The organism is Cobetia sp. 2AS, assembly GCF_029846355.1.
Taxonomy (GTDB): Bacteria; Pseudomonadota; Gammaproteobacteria; order Pseudomonadales; family Halomonadaceae; genus Cobetia; species Cobetia amphilecti.
Genome location: NZ_JARWKQ010000006.1, coordinates 57,058 through 75,018, shown reverse-complemented (window position 1 = coordinate 75,018; position 17,961 = coordinate 57,058). Strand labels below are relative to the sequence as shown.

The 17,961-nt window shown below is 63.1% G+C and carries 16 protein-coding genes; 2 read left to right on the top strand and 14 right to left on the bottom strand.

From position 1 onward, the window contains the following. Positions 1-10 precede the first annotated feature (10 nt). Entirely contained in the window at positions 11-1,330 is a 1,320-nt protein-coding gene (locus tag QD356_RS15165; RefSeq protein WP_192839147.1) for a sodium ion-translocating decarboxylase subunit beta, read from the top strand. A gap of 85 nt (positions 1,331-1,415) precedes the next feature. Here QD356_RS15165 and QD356_RS15160 read toward each other — a convergent pair whose 3' ends face one another. The 6 genes from QD356_RS15160 to QD356_RS15135 form a co-directional block, all read right to left on the bottom strand. Continuing rightward, the gene (locus tag QD356_RS15160; protein ID WP_192839146.1) at positions 1,416-2,531 is read right to left on the bottom strand and encodes a metal-dependent hydrolase; all 1,116 of its coding nucleotides are present in this window, start codon (positions 2,529-2,531) and stop codon (positions 1,416-1,418) included. 50 nt (positions 2,532-2,581) lie between these two features. Then, positions 2,582-3,166, bottom strand: a complete 585-nt coding sequence (locus QD356_RS15155) for a DNA-3-methyladenine glycosylase I (RefSeq protein ID WP_192839145.1) — start codon at positions 3,164-3,166, stop codon at positions 2,582-2,584. Then, the gene (locus QD356_RS15150) at positions 3,166-3,570 is read right to left on the bottom strand and encodes a DoxX family protein (RefSeq protein ID WP_279878243.1); all 405 of its coding nucleotides are present in this window, start codon (positions 3,568-3,570) and stop codon (positions 3,166-3,168) included. The genes QD356_RS15155 and QD356_RS15150 overlap by 1 nt, the downstream gene beginning before the upstream one ends. 106 nt (positions 3,571-3,676) lie before the next feature. Then, positions 3,677-4,120: a GNAT family N-acetyltransferase gene (locus QD356_RS15145; protein WP_107335943.1), complete on the bottom strand. Its 444-nt coding sequence runs from the start codon at positions 4,118-4,120 to the stop codon at positions 3,677-3,679. 44 nt (positions 4,121-4,164) lie between these two features. Continuing rightward, positions 4,165-4,770 carry a glutathione S-transferase family protein gene (locus QD356_RS15140; protein WP_043332924.1) on the bottom strand — a complete coding sequence of 202 codons (606 nt, stop codon included), beginning with the start codon at positions 4,768-4,770 and terminating at the stop codon, positions 4,165-4,167. A 132-nt stretch (positions 4,771-4,902) separates the two neighbouring features. Next, a complete protein-coding gene (locus QD356_RS15135; RefSeq protein ID WP_043332923.1) occupies positions 4,903-5,505 on the bottom strand; it encodes a LysE family translocator in 603 nt (200 codons plus the stop codon). A gap of 157 nt (positions 5,506-5,662) precedes the next feature. Here QD356_RS15135 and QD356_RS15130 point away from each other — a divergent pair, with 157 nt between their 5' ends. Further along, positions 5,663-7,114 carry a PLP-dependent aminotransferase family protein gene (locus tag QD356_RS15130; protein ID WP_192839144.1) on the top strand — a complete coding sequence of 484 codons (1,452 nt, stop codon included), beginning with the start codon at positions 5,663-5,665 and terminating at the stop codon, positions 7,112-7,114. 13 nt (positions 7,115-7,127) lie between these two features. Here the strand turns inward: QD356_RS15130 and QD356_RS15125 are convergent, their stop codons facing one another. The 8 genes from QD356_RS15125 to coaD all read right to left on the bottom strand — a co-directional run bounded on the left by QD356_RS15125 (position 7,128) and on the right by coaD (position 17,902). Next, positions 7,128-8,417: a methylated-DNA--[protein]-cysteine S-methyltransferase gene (locus tag QD356_RS15125; RefSeq protein ID WP_192839143.1), complete on the bottom strand. Its 1,290-nt coding sequence runs from the start codon at positions 8,415-8,417 to the stop codon at positions 7,128-7,130. A 150-nt stretch (positions 8,418-8,567) separates the two neighbouring features. Continuing rightward, a complete protein-coding gene (locus QD356_RS15120; RefSeq protein ID WP_043332919.1) occupies positions 8,568-9,092 on the bottom strand; it encodes an acyl-CoA thioesterase in 525 nt (174 codons plus the stop codon). A gap of 273 nt (positions 9,093-9,365) precedes the next feature. Further along, positions 9,366-10,676: a short-chain fatty acid transporter gene (locus tag QD356_RS15115; protein WP_054556491.1), complete on the bottom strand. Its 1,311-nt coding sequence runs from the start codon at positions 10,674-10,676 to the stop codon at positions 9,366-9,368. Between the two features lie 168 nt (positions 10,677-10,844). Next, entirely contained in the window at positions 10,845-12,128 is a 1,284-nt protein-coding gene (locus QD356_RS15110; protein WP_225996634.1) for an MATE family efflux transporter, read from the bottom strand. Positions 12,129-12,347: 219 nt separating this feature from the next. Continuing rightward, positions 12,348-12,941, bottom strand: a complete 594-nt coding sequence (locus tag QD356_RS15105; protein WP_192839141.1) for an outer membrane beta-barrel protein — start codon at positions 12,939-12,941, stop codon at positions 12,348-12,350. A gap of 716 nt (positions 12,942-13,657) precedes the next feature. Next, entirely contained in the window at positions 13,658-16,588 is a 2,931-nt protein-coding gene (locus QD356_RS15100; protein ID WP_192839140.1) for an MASE3 domain-containing protein, read from the bottom strand. Positions 16,589-17,124: 536 nt separating this feature from the next. Next, the gene (locus QD356_RS15095) at positions 17,125-17,382 is read right to left on the bottom strand and encodes a YfhL family 4Fe-4S dicluster ferredoxin (protein WP_043334597.1); all 258 of its coding nucleotides are present in this window, start codon (positions 17,380-17,382) and stop codon (positions 17,125-17,127) included. A gap of 10 nt (positions 17,383-17,392) precedes the next feature. Beyond that, the gene (coaD, locus tag QD356_RS15090) at positions 17,393-17,902 is read right to left on the bottom strand and encodes a pantetheine-phosphate adenylyltransferase (RefSeq protein ID WP_043334599.1); all 510 of its coding nucleotides are present in this window, start codon (positions 17,900-17,902) and stop codon (positions 17,393-17,395) included. Between the last annotated feature and the right edge of the window lie 59 nt (positions 17,903-17,961).

Below are 17,961 nucleotides of genomic sequence, written 5' to 3'. Positions count from 1 at the left end.
GCGACACGACATGGACAAGATACTCAACCTCTGGCACGGCTCGGGGCTCTACAACATGAGCTTCGGCCAGCTGGCGATGATCGTCATCGGCCTTGGCCTGCTTTATCTGGCGATCCGCAAGAACTTCGAACCCCTGCTGCTGGTGCCGATCGGCTTCGGCGGCATTCTGGCCAACATCCCGGAAGCCGGGCTGGCGCTGTCTGCCGCCGAGCAGGCGGCCCATCTCGGCAAGCCGGAGCTTCTGGCTTCGATGGCCAATCTGCTCAACGTCAACATCGCCAGCCTGCCGCTGGATGAGGCACGTCACGCGGTGGAGCAGGCGCTGCATGGCGAGATTCCCGCCGCGCTCAAGCAGCAGGCCAGCAACATGGCGCTGGATGGCGGCTTCTCCAACGGCATGCTCTACAGCTTCTACAGCGTGGCGATCGCCTCCGGCATCGCGCCGCTGGTGATCTTCATGGGCGTGGGCGCGATGACGGACTTCGGCCCGCTGCTGGCCAATCCCAAGACCCTGTTCCTCGGTGCGGCGGCGCAGTTCGGCATCTTCGCGACCCTGCTGGGCGCGGTGGCGTTGACCTCGATGGGCCTGATGGACTTCAGCCTGCAGCAGTCGGCGGCCATCGGCATCATCGGCGGTGCGGACGGCCCGACCTCCATCTATGTCGCCAGTCTGCTGGCGCCGGAGCTGCTGGGCGCGATCGCCGTGGCGTCCTACTCCTACATGGCACTGGTGCCGATGATCCAGCCGCCGATCATGCGCGCGCTGACCACCGCCAAGGAACGCAGCCTGGTCATGACCCAGCTGCGCCCGGTGTCCAAGACCGAGAAGATCCTGTTCCCGCTGGTGCTGCTGATCATGGTGGCGATGCTGCTGCCGGACGCCGCACCGCTGCTGGGCATGTTCTGCTTCGGTAACCTGATGCGCGAGTGTGGTGTGGTGGAGCGTCTGTCGGATACCGCGCAGAACGCACTGATCAACATCACCACCATCTTCCTGGGACTGTCGGTGGGCTCCAAGCTGCAGGCCGACAAGTTCCTGGCGGTGGAGACGCTGGGCATTCTGGCCCTCGGCGTGGTCGCCTTCGGTATCGGCACGGCCTGCGGGGTACTGATGGCCAAGCTGATGAACAAGGTCTCCAAGACACCGATCAATCCGCTGATCGGGTCGGCCGGTGTCTCGGCGGTGCCGATGGCGGCACGTGTCTCCAACAAGGTCGGGCTCGAGTACAACCCGCACAACTTCCTGTTGATGCATGCCATGGGGCCGAACGTGGCCGGCGTGATCGGCTCGGCGGTTGCTGCGGGGGTGATGATCAAGTACCTCGGCTGATCGTCACCACAGCACTGATACGACAACGCCCGCCATGGCTACCATGGCGGGCGTTGTCGTATCTCGGGCCTTCATCAGCGGCGCTTTATCTTGTCTCGGCCGAGGGATTTGAGGGCGTGGCAGAGACGGTGCGCTGATTCGGCTGCATGCGCGTCTGCGGGTCGTGGACGGCCTGCCAGAGGCTTAGCAGGGCGGCGCGATCGACAGGCCGGCTGGGCAGGCGCTGGCTGTCCTCGAGCCCTTGCCATTCCCCCGCGGCGTTCTGGCGTGCGAGGGCAAAGCGGAAGGGGTGATAGCCGGGTGAGCCCAGGCGTGTATCGGTCACTGCCAGCAGCGTCTCACCCTCTGGGGTCTGCTCGCGGCTCGCGCGCAGATAGGGCGCCGCGAACCAGCGCAGACGCTGGCCGTCCTCCAGCTTCGCGACCTCGGCATCCAGCGTCGGATGGCGCGGAAAATCACGGCGTGCGAGATACGCCAGCTGCGCATCGGAGTCGAACACGCTGACCATCCACTCGTGATCCGCCTGCGGCGTGGTTGCGCTGACACGCCACAGCAGGCTGTTGAAGGGAGTCGGCTGCACCATGCGCGGAGCGTCGGCGAAGCCTTGGCTGGCCAGCAGCGGCGCCACGCGATGTTCGACCCAGCTCTTGGCGGCCAGCCCCCAGCCCAGATAGAGGCTCGAGAGCATGAGGCCCGCGCTCAACAGATGCCCGGCGCGACCACGAATCGCCACCCACAGGCCGGTGATCAGTAGCGGCAGGGTGTAGAGCGGGTCGATGATAAAGACGCTGGCCAGACTGATGGGGCGGCTGGGCCACGGCCACAGCAGCTGGGTGCCGTAGGTGGTGAAGCTGTCCAGCAGCGGGTGGGTGACCAGGCACAGCACGCAGTAGGCGATCAGCCGCCCACGGCCGAGACTCGCCAGCCTTGGCAGGCGTGCCAGTAGCCAGCCGAGCACGAGGCCCAAAAGCGCCAGCACCGGCAGGGAATGGCTGAAGCCGCGGTGATGGGTGTAATTGGCGACTGCGTCGCCATAGTCGATCATCACGTCGAGGTCGGGCAGGGTGCCGAGTGCCGCACCGCCGAGCAGTGCATAGCGGATGGCCGCGCCGCGTTTCGGGCCGGGCAGGCGGGGAATGGCCGGCGCCATGACGGCGCCGCCAACGACGGCCCCGAGACAGATCTGGGTGAGGGAGTCCATGCGTGGGCTACCTGTGAGGAAGAAGAGAGCGGGAGGCGTGGGAGCAGGCGTCAGTCATCTGCACGGATCGCCGCCAGGGCGCCCGGCTCGGCCCAGCGCGGGCCGGCATCCAGCACGCGTGCCTGCACCGGACAGTCATCACGATGACAGCCAGGCAGATAGCCGCAGCTCATCAGCAGCTCGTTGACGATCTCGGGGCCGGTGAAGCGGAAGGTCTTCTTGAACAGCTTGACCCAGGCCGACAGCGGTTGTGGATGATGGGCATCCAGCCATGCACTGAAGCTGCCGTGGGAATCCTTGAGCTGCATCACCACGCCTGCGTTGTGGATCACGGCATTGATCTTGAGCCGGTTGCGAATGATGCCGGCATTGCTGAGCAGGCGCACGCAATCCTCGTCCCCGTAGGCGGCGATACGCGCGATATCGTAATCCTCGAAGGCCTCGCGGAAGGCCGCGCGCTTCTTGAGCACCGTCAGCCAGGAGAGGCCGGCCTGATTGATCTCGAGCACGAAGCGTTCGAACAGCACCCGGTCATCGCTGACCGGAAAGCCGTATTCATGGTCATGATAAGGGCCATGAATCGGGTGCCGGGGAGCATTCTCGCAATAGGTGCTGGCGGTGACGACGTCGGCCATCAGTCCTCCTGTACCGCGAAGCGGCCGCTGCCGAGAAAGACGATGGTCAGGGCGCTGGCGAGGAAGAAGCCTTGCAGCTCCAGCGCCCAGCCGCCGGAGGGCGACAGGCTCAACAGCTGGCCCATGTGTGCCACGGCAAAGGCGAACAGCATGTTGGCGACCACGATCAGTCCGGCGATGCGCGAGTGCACGCCGAGCACCAGCATGATGGGCGCGATGATCTCGCCAATGTAGACGCCATAGGCCACCACGCCCGGGATGCCCAGATTCTCGAGCTCGCCGGCGATCCAGCTCAGCGTGCCGCCATCACCGAGCAATTTCGAGAGGCCATGAAACAGCAACAGCAGGCCCAGCATCAGGCGCAGTATCAGCTTGCCGAGGTCGTCATTTTCGAGAAATTGCACGGTAGAGCTCCTTGCTCAGCGGTCGTCGGGCTTGCTCAGTCGTCGTCGGGCTTGCTTGGCGGTCGTCGGGCTTGCTTAGCGGTCGTCCGAATAGAAGGCGGCTGTCTCAGGCGTTGGGGTTGTCCACCAGAATGCGCGAGAAGCGCACGATCTCGGCATTGCGGTTGGACCAGCCAAGACGCTCCCAGAAGCGATGAGCGTCATGGTTGTCGTGCAGGGTATCCAGATGCACCTTGTCGATGCCTTCGCTGGCCAGGGCTGCCAGACAGCGGTCGACCAGCGTGCTGGCGATGCCCTGGCCACGCATGTCCGGTGCCGTCATCACATGCTGAAGATAGCCGCGCTTGCCGTCATGGCCCGCCATGGCGCAGCCGACCAGGCGCTCATCGAGAAAGGCCAGGTGGCTCATGCCGGGGTTGCGCGCCAGATAGCGGGCGACAGGGGCATGGCGGTCGGCATCGCGGATGACCACGCCGGGAGTCGCCTCCATCATGGCGATGAAGGCAGGGTGGTCTTCCGGTGTCATCGGACGATAGGTCAAGGTTGGCATCGTGTGTCCTGGCAAACGGCGGTCGTCGGGGATGCCATATCCTATCAGTCCCGCGGGATATCGAAATGCCCCGGCTGCGCCGCGACGCGTGCCAGCCACGCCTGAATGGCGGGATAGTCATCCAGCGCGAAGCCGCCTTCATCGGCAACATGCGTATAAGCATAAAGGGAAATGTCGGCAATCGTGAATCGGTCCCCGACCAGCCAGTCATGCTCGGCGAGATGGTGCTCCATCACGCGCAGGGCGCGCTTGCCGCCATCCTGCTTGGCGGCGTACTCGGCGCGGCGCTCGTCGGGGAGGCCGAGGTAGCGATTGATGAAGCGGGCGGTGGCGATGTACGGCTCATGGCTGTACTGCTCGAAGAACTGCCACTGCAGCACCTTGGCGCGCAGGAAGGGGTCACTCGGCAGATAGTCACTGCCATCGGCGAGGTAATTCAGGATGGCGTTCGACTCTGACAGTGTCTCGCCGCGATGCAGCTCCAGCAGCGGAATCTTGCCATTGACATTGCGGGTCAGGAATTCCGGCGTGCGGGTGTCGCCGGCCAGAATATCGACCTCGATGTAGTGATGATGGCGTTCGAGCAGGTGCAGCAGCAGCTCGACCTTGTAGCAGTTGCCGGAGCGGCGATCACCGTAGAGTGTCAGCATGCAGGGAGCGTCCTGTGCGAGCGTGGAATTGGCGTCTCGACAGTCTAACCAACCTCGCCTGCATGAACAGTGATTATTCGAACAGTGTTCGACGCTCCGGTGTCATCCGCGTACTCCAGACGCAGGCTGAGGTCAGCCGAGGATCATCACCACGCAGGAAGCGGTCAGTACGCCCATCACGCGGTTGAAGATCTTCCAGGCGCGCTCGGTATTCAACAGGCGCCCGATGGCGGTTCCGAAGCCCGCCCACAGCGAGATGCACGGCAGCGCGACCAGTTCCGCGAAGCCTGCCAGCAATACGGCGTTGAGCAGTGCCGGGCCTTCCTCGGGCAGAAAGCTTGCCATCAGCGCCATGCCCATCACCCAGGCCTTGGGGTTGGCGAACTGGAACAGGCACGCCGCGAGGAAGGTCATCGGACGCGCATCCTGCTGGCTGGCGAAGTCAGGTGGCGGGGCGGTGGCGATCTTCCAGGCCAGGTAGAGCAGGTAGGCACTGCCCAGCACCTTCAGCAGCGTCTGCACGATGGGATAACGCTCGAAGACCAGCCCCAGCCCCAGCGCGATGGCGATGAACAGCACCAGGCAGCCGATCAGGATGCCGAAGATATGCGGTAGGGTGCGCCAGTAACCATAGTTGGCCCCCGAGGCCGTCAACATCACGTTGTTGGGGCCGGGTGTCAGGGTCATCGACAGCATGAAAAGCGTGGCGGGGGCCAGAAAGGCGAGGGATTCCATGGGTGTCCTTCAGCGTGGTGGGCGTTGTCGAGGTGGCGTGGCTGATTGTACGGGTTCAATTTGCGGATGCCGGCACATTCCCGTGTTTTGTGGCTTGTTGGCGGCATGTTTTGAGCATAATCTGATGACAATTACCGTCAACAGGTTTTTTGTCACCATGACAATGTGGATTCCGACCCTGGACCCCGCCATGCCGCGTTACCGTGCGCTGGCGGAGGCCATCCGCCTCGATATCGCCGCGGGCCAACTCAAGGAAGGCGAGCGACTGCCGCCTCAACGACGGCTGGCGGATGCGCTGGGCGTGACCATCGGCACGGTGACGCGAGGCTACGCCGAGGCCGAGCGGAGTGGCCTGGTGTCGGCGCGTGTCGGGAGCGGCACCTACATCAACGGCGCCACCCGGAGCGCGCATGGGTCCTTCAGCAGCTTCGGGCATGCCCTGCGTGCCAGCAAGGCTTACGGATTGGCGCCAGAGCAGGAGGGCGCGCTGCCGGCAGCGTCCGGCGTGATCGATCTCACCATGAGCCTGCCACCGCCTCACCCCGCGCGGCAGCAGGGTATGGCGGCGGCGCTGGCCGCGATCAGCCAGTCACCCGAGGCCTTGCTGCGCAGTGTCGAGTATCAGAATGAATTCGGCGACGGCAGCCACCGTCAGTTGCTGGCGAGCTGGATGGGCGAGCTCGGCATGCCGGTCGACCCCGAGGAGCTGATGCTGACCCAGGGCGGCCAGAATGGCATCACGCTGGCGTTGTCGGCGCTGCTGGCGCCCGGGGATGCCGTGGTCACCGGCGCGCTGACCTATCCCGGGTTGATCGTCGCCAGCGCCGAACGTGGCCTCAAGCTGTTACGGGTGCCGCTGGATGATGACGGCATGGATGTCGAGGCGCTGGCGCGGCTGTGTCGTCAGCAGGCGCCCAGAATGGTCTATGTGATGGCCGAGCAGAACAATCCGGGCGCGGCGCAGTTGTCTCATACACGGCGCGAGGCACTGGTCGCCCTCGCACGCCAACATGACTTCTGGATTCTGGAAGATGGGGTGCAATATCTGCCCGACGAGGAGTGCGGCACGCGGCTCTATCAGATGGCGCCGGAGCGCACCCTGTATGTCTTCAGTACCTCCAAATTGCTGGCCGGCGGTCTGCGCCTGGGCGTATTGCGGGCGCCGGTGGAGGTACTGACCCGCATCGGCGCAGTGCTGCGCAGCCACAGCTGGATGGTGGCGCCGCTGTTGATGGAGACGGTCTGTGCCTGGCTGACCAGCGGCAACGCGACACAGCTGGTGGAGTGGCAGATGGAGGAGATGCGCGCGCGCCAGCAACTGGCCCGCACGCTGCTGGCGGAGTGGTCGCCGGCGGCGCGGCCGTCCTCGTTCGATCTGTGGCTCGAGTTGCCCGAAGGGCAGCGCAGTCAGGCGATGGTCGCGTCATTGGCCGAGCGGGGGGTGCACGTCACCAGCGCCGAGCCCTTCTGTGTCGGCAATGAGCCGCCACCGCAGGCCATCCGGCTGTGCCTGAGCGCTGCCGAGAGCCGTGAGGCGCTGACCCACGCGCTGGAAATCGTGCGCGAGCAGCTGCAGGCGCCGCCTGCGCTGCGCCCCATGACACTCTAGCGCTTCGCCGCGGTCACTCCCGGCGGGTGCCGGATTCCTGCGCCAATCTGGCCTGCTTGAGCGGCACGCCCCAGCGATAGCCGCCGAGCCCGCCATCGCCGCGTACCACACGATGACAAGGTGTCAGCAGAGCCAGCGGATTGGCACCACAGGCATTGGCGACGGCGCGGCTGGCGGTCGGCCGCTCGAGCGCCTCGGCCAGCTGGCGGTAGGTCAGGGTGTCGCCGCTCACGGTGGCGTTGAGCTGCTGCCAGACGCTCAATTGAAAGGCAGTGCCACGCACATCCAGCGGCAGTTCGAGCAGCAGTGCATGACTGGTCTCCGGTTGCTCACACAGGGCTAGCAACCGTGCCCCCAGTGAGGCATGCAGCAGGCGACTGGCCGCGTGAGTGTTGCCGTCCTGCTCGTCTGCCTCCATCTGCTGCCAATTGGCTTTGGGCAGACGTGCTTCCAGCGCCTGCTGGCCCGCCTCACGACTGTCGCTGAGCTGAATGACGACCACGCCACGCGCGCTGAGTCCTGCGCTCAGCCAGCAGGACTGCTCCGGTATCCCGAAGCGACACGGCCAATGCAATGCCAGCAGGTCTTCTCCCTGGCCGCCGGAGCGGCGGGCGCTGGGCGTGATGCCGCCCCTGCGCGCATAGGCGCGACTGCTGGAACGATAGCCGGCGGTGATGATCGCCTCGGTCACGCCATGGCCTTCCTCCAGCAGCGCATGGAACTGCATCTGGCGCAGACCCGCCGAGTACTCGGAAGGTGACAGGCCCAGCAGTGTCGTGAAGCGGCGCTGAAGATGCGAGGCGCTTATCCCGTGCTCCGCCGCCAGGCTTGCGAGTGTCGGGGTGGGCTCGCCTGCGGCGACGGCCTGCTCCAGCTGCCGGCATACCGCCAGCGGCCAGGGCGAGGCGGGCGCTGAGGCAGCATCTGCAGGTATCGAGCTGGCGGCAGTGGAGGCGCATGAATGTGAGGCGTTCAATTCCGGCATCGTCGGTGCTCCAGGCGTGGCCCTGACGGGATGGCGAGTCTGCTCGACGGCCTGAGGGCGATCAGGCTTTTCGGACTGCTCAGGATGACAGCGCCGACAGGCGCGCATGCCCGCGGCTCGCGCCGCGTGACAATCGGCAAACAGGCGCAGGTTGTCGCGGCGTGGCGCCGGGGATGGGCAGCCGATGCGACAGAAGATGCCAGTGGTGATCACGCCGTAGCGCAGCGCCTCCCCGGCGATCGGCTGGCGCGCCAGCAGACGCTGCCAGATGGCCTCATCGCACCCTTGAGCGTCGCCAGCGGCAGTTGGTGCCGTCATGCCTGCCGCTGTCTTTTCGCCGGACACTGATGTCATCGTTCATCTCGCTGTGCAAGGTTCACGATCAGTATCGCCATCCGCTCGGGGCGGTGCACTCCGAATCTTGTGCTGACTGTCAGGATTGCGCTCGCAGCATTTGCCGGGGTTCGCTCAGAACTCGATGGATTCCTGGCGCTTCTCTTCTTCTTCGGCCTGCTTGCGCAGCTTCTTGCGGATGGCGGCCTTGTGGAAGCGCAGCTTCTGTTCCTGGGTTTCCAGGTTGAGTGGCGGCACCGGCACCGGCTGGCCGTTGGAATCGACCGCGACCATGGTCAGATAGCAGCTGTTGGTATGGCGAATCAGGCGTCCCTGGATGGATTCTGCGACCACCTTGATGCCGATCTCCATCGAGGAGCGGCCAACGTGATTGACCGAGGCCAGGAAGGTCACCAGCTCGCCGACGTGGATCGGCTGCTTGAAGCGCACCTGGTCGACCGAGAGGGTGACGACGTAGCTGCCGCTGTAGCGACTGGCACAGGCGTAGGCGACTTCATCCAGCTTCTTGAGGATGGCGCCACCGTGCACCTTGCCACTGAAGTTGGCCATGTCGGGGGTCATCAGCTCGGTCATGATCAACTGATGCTGGCCGGGCAGAGCTTCGTTGAGGGCGGTCTGTTCTGGCTGGTTCTCGCTCATTGGGGCGTCCTTCAGGCACGGGCCTGTCAGGTGAGTGGGAGCTGTCAGGGGCTCTCAGGTGAAGCAATGGCTCTGGCATGCCGCGCAGAGAGGGGATAATGGCTAGTCTGCGGGATTCGTGACGTCTTGGCACCCCGTGAGCGGCATATCAGCTATCTAGAAACGACCTTGCCCCCACAGTCGCCTGTGGGGGCAAGGAGCTTGCGGGGTTATCAGGCAGGCTATCTGAATCGCTGGCTGAAAAGGCTAGCTGGCGCCGCCGTCAGGCGGGTATCAGAGCAGCGTCAGACCCAGCGAGATGATGATGCCGGTCACCAGCAGCTGCACCAGGCAGAAGCCCATGATGTCCTTGGCCTTGAGGCCGGCGATGGCGAGCACCGGCAACGCCCAGAAGGGCTGCAGCATGTTGGTCCAGGCATCGCCCCAGGCGACGGCCATGGCGACGCGTGACAGGTCGGCACCCAATGCCTGCGCGGCGGGAATCATGACCGGTGCCTGCACGGCCCACTGACCGCCACCGGAGGGCACGAACAGATTGACGATACCGGCACTGATGAAGGACCAGAACGGCAGGCTGTCGGCGGTGGCAATCGACACGAAGCCTTCGGACAGCGTGGCGGCCAGTCCCGACTGCACCATGATCGCCATGATGCCGGCGTAGAAGGGGAACTGGATGACGATGCCTGCGCCACCCTTGATGGCTTCATTCAGACTGTCCAGCAGCTTGCGCGGCGTGCCATGCAGCACGATGGCCAGGAACAGGAAGCTGAAGTTGATCACGTTCAGGTTCAGTCCGCCGCCACGAATCACGAAGTGATCCACCAGCCAGGCGAGGCCGAATAGCCCGACGACCCAGGCGAGAATCGGCGAGTTCTCGAGACGCTCGGCGGGACGAGGCTGGTCGCTGATCTCGGTGTGCTTCTCCTCGAGCAGGGCCGGGTCCACGTACACGCTTTCCTTCTCGAAGGGCATCATGGCGCGATTGACCAGCGGCATGATGATCAAGAGCGCCGCGACGATGGCGATATTGAAGAAGGCGAAGATGGTGTCCGAGGTGGGCACGATGCCGATGCTATCCTCGGTGAAGTGTCCCGCGGTGGCGATGGTCAGCGGAATCGAGCCCGAGATGCCCGCATGCCAGATCACGAAACCGGAGTAGGCACTGGCGATCAGCAGGCGGTAATCGACCTTGATCATCCTGGCCAGCTGCTTGGCGAACAGTGCGCCGATGACCAGCCCGAAGCCCCAGTTGATCCAGCTGGCGATCAGCGACACGAAGGTGACCAGCATGATGGCGCTGCCGGGCGTTCTGGCCAGCGAGGCGATGCTGGCCAGGCCTTTCTTCACCGGCGGGGTGTTGGCGAGCATGAAGCCTGAGATCAACACCAGCAGCATCTGCATCGAGAAGGTCAGCAGATTCCAGAAGCCATCGCCCCAATAGCGCATCACCTCGGTGGGGGAGCGCTGTTCGATGAGCATGGCAGCTGCCGCTGCAACGACGGTCAGCAACAAGACGAAGATATAGGGGTCAGGCAGATAGCGCTCAACCAGCTTGACGGCTGGCCGTGATAGCGATTGCAGCATGTGAGAGTCCCTGTTGGCTTTTTGTCGGTATGGGATACGGGTTGGCACGCTCACATTAGTCTATTCGCTATCAGGAGAATATCGCGCGATGGTCGAGTGGCACGCCAATGCCAGTGGCAAGCCTTTCAGCGCTGCATCAACCTGCTGGAGGCTTCAGCGGGCATGGCATCAGCGCCAATGATGGCGGCGATGATGCAGGTAGTAGCCGCCGAGTACGGCAGAGCGCACGCTGGTGAACAGCAGGAAGGCCAGCCACAGTCCATGATTGCCGAAGCCTTCGAGTAGCGGCCACAGGCCGATGAAGGCCAGCAGGGATACCACCAGCGTATTGCGCATTTCACGCGTCGCCGTGGCACCGATGAAGATGCCGTCCAGCAGGTAGCTCCACACCGCGACCAGGGGCATGGCGACCATCCAGGGCAGATAGACGGTGGCCAGGGCGCGCACTTCGGGAATGTCGGTCAGCAGATGGATCAACGCCGGCCCGCAGAGCCAGAGCAGGCCGCTGGCCGCGGTCGCGGTGATCAAGGAGAAGCGGGTTGCTGCCCCCACGCTGCGCGTGAAGCGTTGCCAGTCGTTCTGGCCGACGGCTCGCCCGACCTCTGACTCCGCCGCCTGGGCGAAGCCATCCAGTGCATAGGACGTCATCATCACGAACTGCAGCAGCACCGCATTGGCCGCCAGAACGTCATCGCCGAAGCTGGCACCCTGCGAGGTGAAATAGGCCGTCGCGCCCAGCAGGCAAAGGGTGCGCACGAACAGGTGCTGATTGACGCGGATCAGCGCGCCCCAGGCGGGGAGAGACAGCAGCGCTGCGCGATCACTGCGCCCCGGCATGCGTCTGAGCTGGCGGGCGACCAGCCACAGGCCCGTGGCCAGCGCACAGTAGTCGGCGATCACGCTGGCCAGCGCCACGCCATCGCTGGTCATGCCCAGCCCGGGCACGAAGGCCAGATCGAGCAGGATGTTGACGCCATTGGTCAGCACGAGGATGCCGAGTGTGACGCGCGAATTCCCCAGCCCCAGGAACCAGCCCAGAATCACGTAGTTGATCAGCACTGCCGGTGCCGACCACAGGCGGATGCTGGCGTAGTCATGGGCCAGGGCACGCGTGGTCTCGCTGGCCTCCATCAGCGATAGTCCCAGGGTGATCAGCGGCGAGCCGGCGATGATCAACACCAGCCCGATGGCGAGTGCCAGCCCGATGCCCTGGCCCAGCAAGGTACGCAGGCCATCGTGGTCTTCACGGCCATGGGCCTGTGCCGTCATGCCGGTCGTGCCCATGCGCAGGAACCCGAAACCCCAGTACAGGAAGCTGAAGAGGACCGCGCCCAGTGTGACCGCGCCCAGATACACCGCATCCTCGAGATGCCCGACCACGGCGGTATCCACCAGCCCCAGCAACGGCACGGAAATGTTGGAAAGGATGATGGGCCAGGCCAGGCGCCACATATGGCGATCGGCGCGAGGAGGGAGTGGCGAGGAGATGTCAGTTTGGCGTGGGGAATCGGTCATTGGCGCTCCATTCAAGAGCTACAAGCCTACCCTTGCGCAGGAAGTCGTCAATGCCCTGTAAGAGCCCCGGATGTGATGATGCCCCGCAGAAACTCTGCAGGGCATCAATACAGGCGATGATTCTTGACGTTTAGTAAGAGAAACTAGAGTCGCTCTTTAGAAATACATGCCAGCGCTCAGGCTCCACAGATCGATGTCGACATCTTCATCGGAGCTGCCGCTATCCACATCGAGCATATAACGTGTGTATTCAGCACGGGCGAAAAGGGATTGATTGCTGTACTCAAGGCCGCCACCGAAAAGAGGGTCAGTGCCGTTATCCTTTTCCTTTTCGTTAAATGCTTTGGCTTCAGAGTCCCATTTGATTACGCCGATGCGCCCGATCACGCTCAAGCCACCATCTATCGGCAAGCGACCCAGCAGTGCAGCCGACACACCATCGATCTCAAAAGACGCGACCTGACCAACACCGCTGATCTTGCCCGTTGCCTCTCCCAGGTTGACGTAGCCCACTTCCATGCTGAAGTTCGGGTTGAATCGATAACCGCCGAACAGCGTATAAGCGGCATCCTTTTCGTCAACATTGGTGCCCTCGAAGTCATCGATATCATCGAGAGTGTCACTGTGATAGACAGCCTGCCCGGCACCCCCGCCCAGATAGAATTTATCAGAAGGAGCGGTGTCGCTGGCGGCATGCGCCTGTGCCGCAGAGAAGAGAATAGCGCCAGTAAACAGCATCCTTGCAAACATGATCAATATCCTTGCGTGCGTTGTTGATTATGATGGTTCCGTACGAGTTATATAATATCACCACAGATTTAATATATCGTCATATTGTATTATGAGGTTTCTCGACACAGTATCCTTGATGCGACGCACCCTCTACGTTGATCACTTGGCATGCACTATCTCCAGCTGGAATGAGTTCACCTGATACACTTGGGTGGAGCAGTGCGCCAACAGGCCGTCATACCGATAGGGACGCGAGCGCATCCATGCAGCCTACAGGGAGTGAGGGGAATGAAAACAAGACGAGAAGGATGGTTGGGGCTCATGGTGGGTGGGGCGATGGCTCTTGCCATGGCCATGCCCGCTCAAGCGCTGGACCTGCCTGGTGAACCGGAGCAGTCAGGGCCGGGAGCCGGCGCCATGGTGGCAGATGCATTGATAGGGCGCCCCCTGTTGTTGTTGACGACAGTCGCTGGCACGGCAGTCTTCCTGGTGTCTGCCCCCTTCGCGGCTCTCGGAGGGAATCTGGATGCTACAGCAGAGACGTTGGTCAAGACGCCCGCGGAAGCGACATTCCGTCGCTGCCTCGGGTGTGAGTTGAGCCGTCGTGCTGATGAAATGTAAGACCTGAAGGAATATGGCAAACGTGAGACGAGCCATGACTCGATGATCCAGACACGACAACGCCGACCTCGAGGGTCGGCGTTGTCGTGTCTGAAGGGTGGTGAGAGCGGCGGTCAGTGCGCGGGTTGCCTGGCGTGGCTATCGGCTGCGGGCGGTAGTGAGTTGAAGCACAGCACGCGTTTGCGTCCGGCGCGTTTCGCCTGGTAGAGCGCGTTGTCGGCCATGTTGAACAGTGCGTCGGTGGCCTGGCTGTCATGCGGCGCGTTGGCGACCCCGGCGGAGAAGCTCAAGCCGGTCAGCGGCCCCAGCGTCTCATGCTCGAAGACTTCTTCGTGGAAGGCTTCGAGAATGGCCTCGACACGTGCGCGTGACACCGCTGCGCTGGCACCGGGGATCAGGATCACGAACTCCTCGCCACCGTAGCGACAGGCTTCATCGGAGCTGCGCAGCGACTCACGTATCAGGTTGGCCAGGCGCGTGAGGACCTGATCGCCCATCTCGTGGCCGTAGGTATCGTTGACCTGCTTGAAGTGGTCGAGATCCAGCACCACCAGGGACAGCGGGTTGCCGATGCTGGCCTCGGCCAGTTTCTGGGGCAGCACCTCATCGAGGTGACGACGATTGAAGAGGCGCGTCAGCGTGTCCTTGCGCGCCTCATGTGCCAGACCCCGCTTCAGCTGCAGGTCGGCCAGTGCCAGCATCACCAGGTGGCTGACATCTTCCGCCAGGGGCTGAAGGCGCTCCAGGCTGTCCTCTTCCGGCGGGATCAACAGCACGAACTCTCCCACCTGGCCATCCCCGACCGTCAGCGTCTGTTTGAGGTGACGAGCGTCGGTGGGCGGTGATCCCCAGTTGATATGCATCGTCTGATTGATGTCATTCGGGTCATGCAGGGTCACGTTGCCTTCGCAGCCGGCAAACAGGCTGGGCAGACGAACATTGAGCTGGGTGATGATCTCATCGAGCTGGGAGCAGGTCAGCAGGCATTCCGCGAGGTGATGGATCTGGCTGCGGCTCTCGGAGAGTCGCGACAGCTTGAGGTTGGCGGCCTGCAGGTCGCGCTGGGCACGCTTGCGATCGGTGATGTCGTGAACGATGGAGAACAGCAGGGTGCGGCCGTTCAGGTCCACCGGGCCGGTAAAGATCTCGACATCACGCAATTCACCGTTGGCAAGCTGATGGCTGGCCTCGAAGTGGTTGTCGGTACGGTTGACGACCGCACGGATGCGCTTGGAGAGCGACTGGCTGGCCAGCACGTTGATACGGCCCAGTGGCATGCCGCACATCTCGCCGATGCTGTAGCCATAGAAGTCGGCGGCGACCGGGTTGGCATCGATGATCTCGGCAAGCTCCGGGTCGATCAGCAGCTTGATGGCGTTGCCGGTGCTGAAGACTTCCTGATACAGGGTCGCATTCTCCTCGAGCAACTCGATGGCGCGGCGGCGGTCCTCGATATTGTTGATCAGTACCAGGGTGCGCTCCTCGCCCTCCAGCGGCGTGAGGGTGACTTCCGCCCAGAACATCTGCCCCGTATCAGTCTGCATGTGGTATTCGTCCTGGAAGCTGCCGCCTTCGCGCTGCAGCTGGCCCCAGGCACGTTTCATGCGACTGATCTCATCCAGTGAGAACAGCCCCCACAGCGATTGCTGGAAAAGCTCGGCATCACTCTTGCCCAGCAGGGCATGCATGGCCGAGTTGGCATCCGCGATGGTGCCATCCCGGTCGGCGACGATGATGCCCACCGGGGCGGAGTGATAGATGGAGCGCAGACGGGCACGGCTGCTGATCAGGCGTTGCTGCTGCTCCTTGATCCAGTCGATATCGCTGTGAGTACCGATCATGCGCAGGGGCCTGCCATCTTCGGCACGCTCCACCACGCGTCCCTGATCGAGAATCCACTTCCATTCACCGTTGCGCGTCAGCATGCGGTGCTCGTTGCGATATTCTGCGCTGTGGCCTTCAAAGTGCTGTTTCAGGTCGTCGAGGGTGCGCGGCATGTCATCCGGATGGATGCGTGACTTCCACTCATCGAAGCTGCTGCCGATCTCGTGTTCCTGGAAGCCGAGCGTCGCTTTCCACTGCGGAGAGTAGAAGACGTGATCGGTATCCTGCTTCCAGTCCCAGACGCCGGCGCCTGAGCCTTCCAGCGCGAACTGCCAGCGTTGTTCGGCCTCGCCCAGGGCGTCACTCATCTTCTGCAGCTGCTGATAGGGGTAGACCATGCGCGATGAATAGATGGCGTGATAGATCATCGCGTAGGCCACCACCTTGTACAGATGGCCGAGCAGATTGAAGACATCGAAGGCAGTGGCATAGAGCGTGAAGCACAGCTCGGAAATCCCCGTGGCCAGCGCCGCGACCGCCAGCCAGCCGGCATTGGTGCCTTCAGGCAGTCGGCGCGCGCCGAGCAGAAGTACCGCGGCCAGCACAGCGCTCAGCGCCAGGGCCCACTCGTAGCCGATCTTCCAGGCGGTCAGGCCGCTGCCGACGATGAAGGTCTCTGGCAGGAAGTCGAGATGAAAGAGGCCTATCCAGCTCACCGCCAGCCCGATGGCGAGCGTCAAGCCAAAGGCCAGGGGCAGATAGCGGCGCGGTACGGGGCGGGCTGTCAGCAGGCAGGGGGCCAGCAGCGCGATGATGAAGGCGGTCCGCCCTGCCAGCCAGAAATGGATGGCCTTGCTGACGGAGGCTTCGCTGACGAAGTCGGGCATGCCGTCGTAGCTGAAGATGTGCACCATGTCGAAGAAGGCGGAGAGCATGAAGGCGCACCCCATGACCAGAAAGCTGGTCGGCAGTGTCCGACGGTGCCCCTGGAAGATGGAGACGGCAGACATCAGAGCGACCAGTATCGCGCCCATTTCCAGCAATGAATGTGGGACGAGGTACTGTCCGACCGAGCTGAACAGCTGCGGACGCGGCACCACGATCAAGACCACCATGATCGCCAGCATGACAAGCAGCATCGCCGTGCCGGCATTGGGCAGCTGTGTGCGTGTCCCCAGGAAGGGGCGCTTGAGAACGGTAGAGAGCGAGCGAGAGGACATGGGCAATCCGTGCGCGTTAAAGGGGATGACCGGTGACTGCGTAACTACAGGATAGAATAGATTGTTTACATTATCCTAACAGAAAATAACCTAGAGTAGCGTTTGGTATTGATTGCGTAGCCGTTTAGGCAGGGGCCGAGAGCAGGTTGGGAGCCACGATTCTGTCTGGCCATGTCAGCAGCGGGGCCAGCAGGGAGGACGGCGGGAGCAGGCACTGGCGGGTAGAGCGGGAGGTCTTGATCGCGAACGAAGTGTGTCGCCAGTCGGCGCCTTTGCCAGTCGGTTACGTTACCCGTGTGTCTTGCAGCAAGAGGCGCCGCGTTGGCGAGTCTGGCGCTGAAGCGTCAGTCAGGGCCGAGCCTGAGGAAAGGGCTTGAGGAAAGGGCTTATGGAGAGGGCTTGCGGAAAGAGCTTATAGAGAGGGCTTGCGGAGAAGGCAGGAGGTGTCAGGCAATAAGAAAGCAGCAGCCGTCACGACGGATGTGGCGCAGTACAGGCCATGTCATCGCCATGACGGCTGCCGGAGCAGGCGGCAATCAGTTGCCGAGTGCGGCCGTGATGATGTGGTACTTGTCCATCAGCTCTTCCTGGCTTTCCTTGTTGGCCGGGTCGAGCGGGATGCAGTCGACAGGGCAGACCTGCTGACATTGCGGCTCATCGAAGTGTCCGACGCATTCGGTGCACAGGTCCGGGTCGATGACGTAGATCTCTTCCCCCGGCGAGATGGCCCCATTGGGACATTCCGGCTCGCAGACGTCGCAGTTGATGCACTCATCAGTGATGATCAGGGCCATGATGCTGTCCTCAGCTTGTGGCGGTGTCGTCGTCGGTAGCGGAGAAATGCCGGGCGAGGGTCTCGGCCACCAGCGGATGCACCAGACGCGACACATCACCGCCATGACGCGATATCTCGCGCACGATGGTCGATGAAATGTAGGAGTTCTGTAATTCCGGGGTCAGGAACAGGCTATCGACGTGCGGTGCCTGGGCCCGGTTCATGTTGGCCAGTTGCAGTTCGTACTCGAAGTCGGAGACCGCACGCAGGCCGCGCAGAATGATACGCGCATTCTGCTGCTCAAGCAGCTCTGTCAGCAGGCAGCTGAAACCGATGACCTCGACATTGTCGAGATGCGCCAGAATCCGGCGTGCCAGATCGATGCGCATCTCCAGCGGCAGCGCGGGGCGTTTGCTGGGGCTGTAAGCCACCGCGACCACCACCTTGTCGAACAGGCGGGCGCCGCGCTCGATCAGGTCGGTATGGCCATTGGTGATCGGGTCGAAGGTGCCGGGATAGACGGCAATATTCTTGGGCATGACGAACTCGAGCTCTGTCGGCAGCGGGTCAGCCTGGTGACCGGCTGCAGTGGACGACG

Excerpts from the sequence above, each read along its gene's own strand:
- QD356_RS15105 (WP_192839141.1), bottom strand. The coding sequence starts at position 12,941 with ATGTTTGCAAGGATGCTGTTTACTGGCGCTATTCTCTTCTCTGCGGCA.
- QD356_RS15140 (WP_043332924.1), bottom strand. The coding sequence starts at position 4,770 with ATGCTGACACTCTACGGTGATCGCCGCTCCGGCAACTGCTACAAGGTC.
- QD356_RS15135 (WP_043332923.1), bottom strand. The coding sequence starts at position 5,505 with ATGGAATCCCTCGCCTTTCTGGCCCCCGCCACGCTTTTCATGCTGTCG.
- coaD (WP_043334599.1), bottom strand. The coding sequence starts at position 17,902 with ATGCCCAAGAATATTGCCGTCTATCCCGGCACCTTCGACCCGATCACC.
- QD356_RS15155 (WP_192839145.1), bottom strand. The coding sequence starts at position 3,166 with ATGGCCGACGTCGTCACCGCCAGCACCTATTGCGAGAATGCTCCCCGG.
- QD356_RS15125 (WP_192839143.1), bottom strand. The coding sequence starts at position 8,417 with ATGACGGCACCAACTGCCGCTGGCGACGCTCAAGGGTGCGATGAGGCC.
- QD356_RS15145 (WP_107335943.1), bottom strand. The coding sequence starts at position 4,120 with ATGCCAACCTTGACCTATCGTCCGATGACACCGGAAGACCACCCTGCC.
- QD356_RS15120 (WP_043332919.1), bottom strand. The coding sequence starts at position 9,092 with ATGAGCGAGAACCAGCCAGAACAGACCGCCCTCAACGAAGCTCTGCCC.
- QD356_RS15160 (WP_192839146.1), bottom strand. The coding sequence starts at position 2,531 with ATGGACTCCCTCACCCAGATCTGTCTCGGGGCCGTCGTTGGCGGCGCC.
- QD356_RS15115 (WP_054556491.1), bottom strand. The coding sequence starts at position 10,676 with ATGCTGCAATCGCTATCACGGCCAGCCGTCAAGCTGGTTGAGCGCTAT.
- QD356_RS15110 (WP_225996634.1), bottom strand. The coding sequence starts at position 12,128 with ATGTGGCGCCTGGCCTGGCCCATCATCCTTTCCAACATTTCCGTGCCG.
- QD356_RS15095 (WP_043334597.1), bottom strand. The coding sequence starts at position 17,382 with ATGGCCCTGATCATCACTGATGAGTGCATCAACTGCGACGTCTGCGAG.
- QD356_RS15130 (WP_192839144.1), top strand. The coding sequence starts at position 5,663 with ATGACAATGTGGATTCCGACCCTGGACCCCGCCATGCCGCGTTACCGT.
- QD356_RS15100 (WP_192839140.1), bottom strand. The coding sequence starts at position 16,588 with ATGTCCTCTCGCTCGCTCTCTACCGTTCTCAAGCGCCCCTTCCTGGGG.
- QD356_RS15165 (WP_192839147.1), top strand. The coding sequence starts at position 11 with ATGGACAAGATACTCAACCTCTGGCACGGCTCGGGGCTCTACAACATG.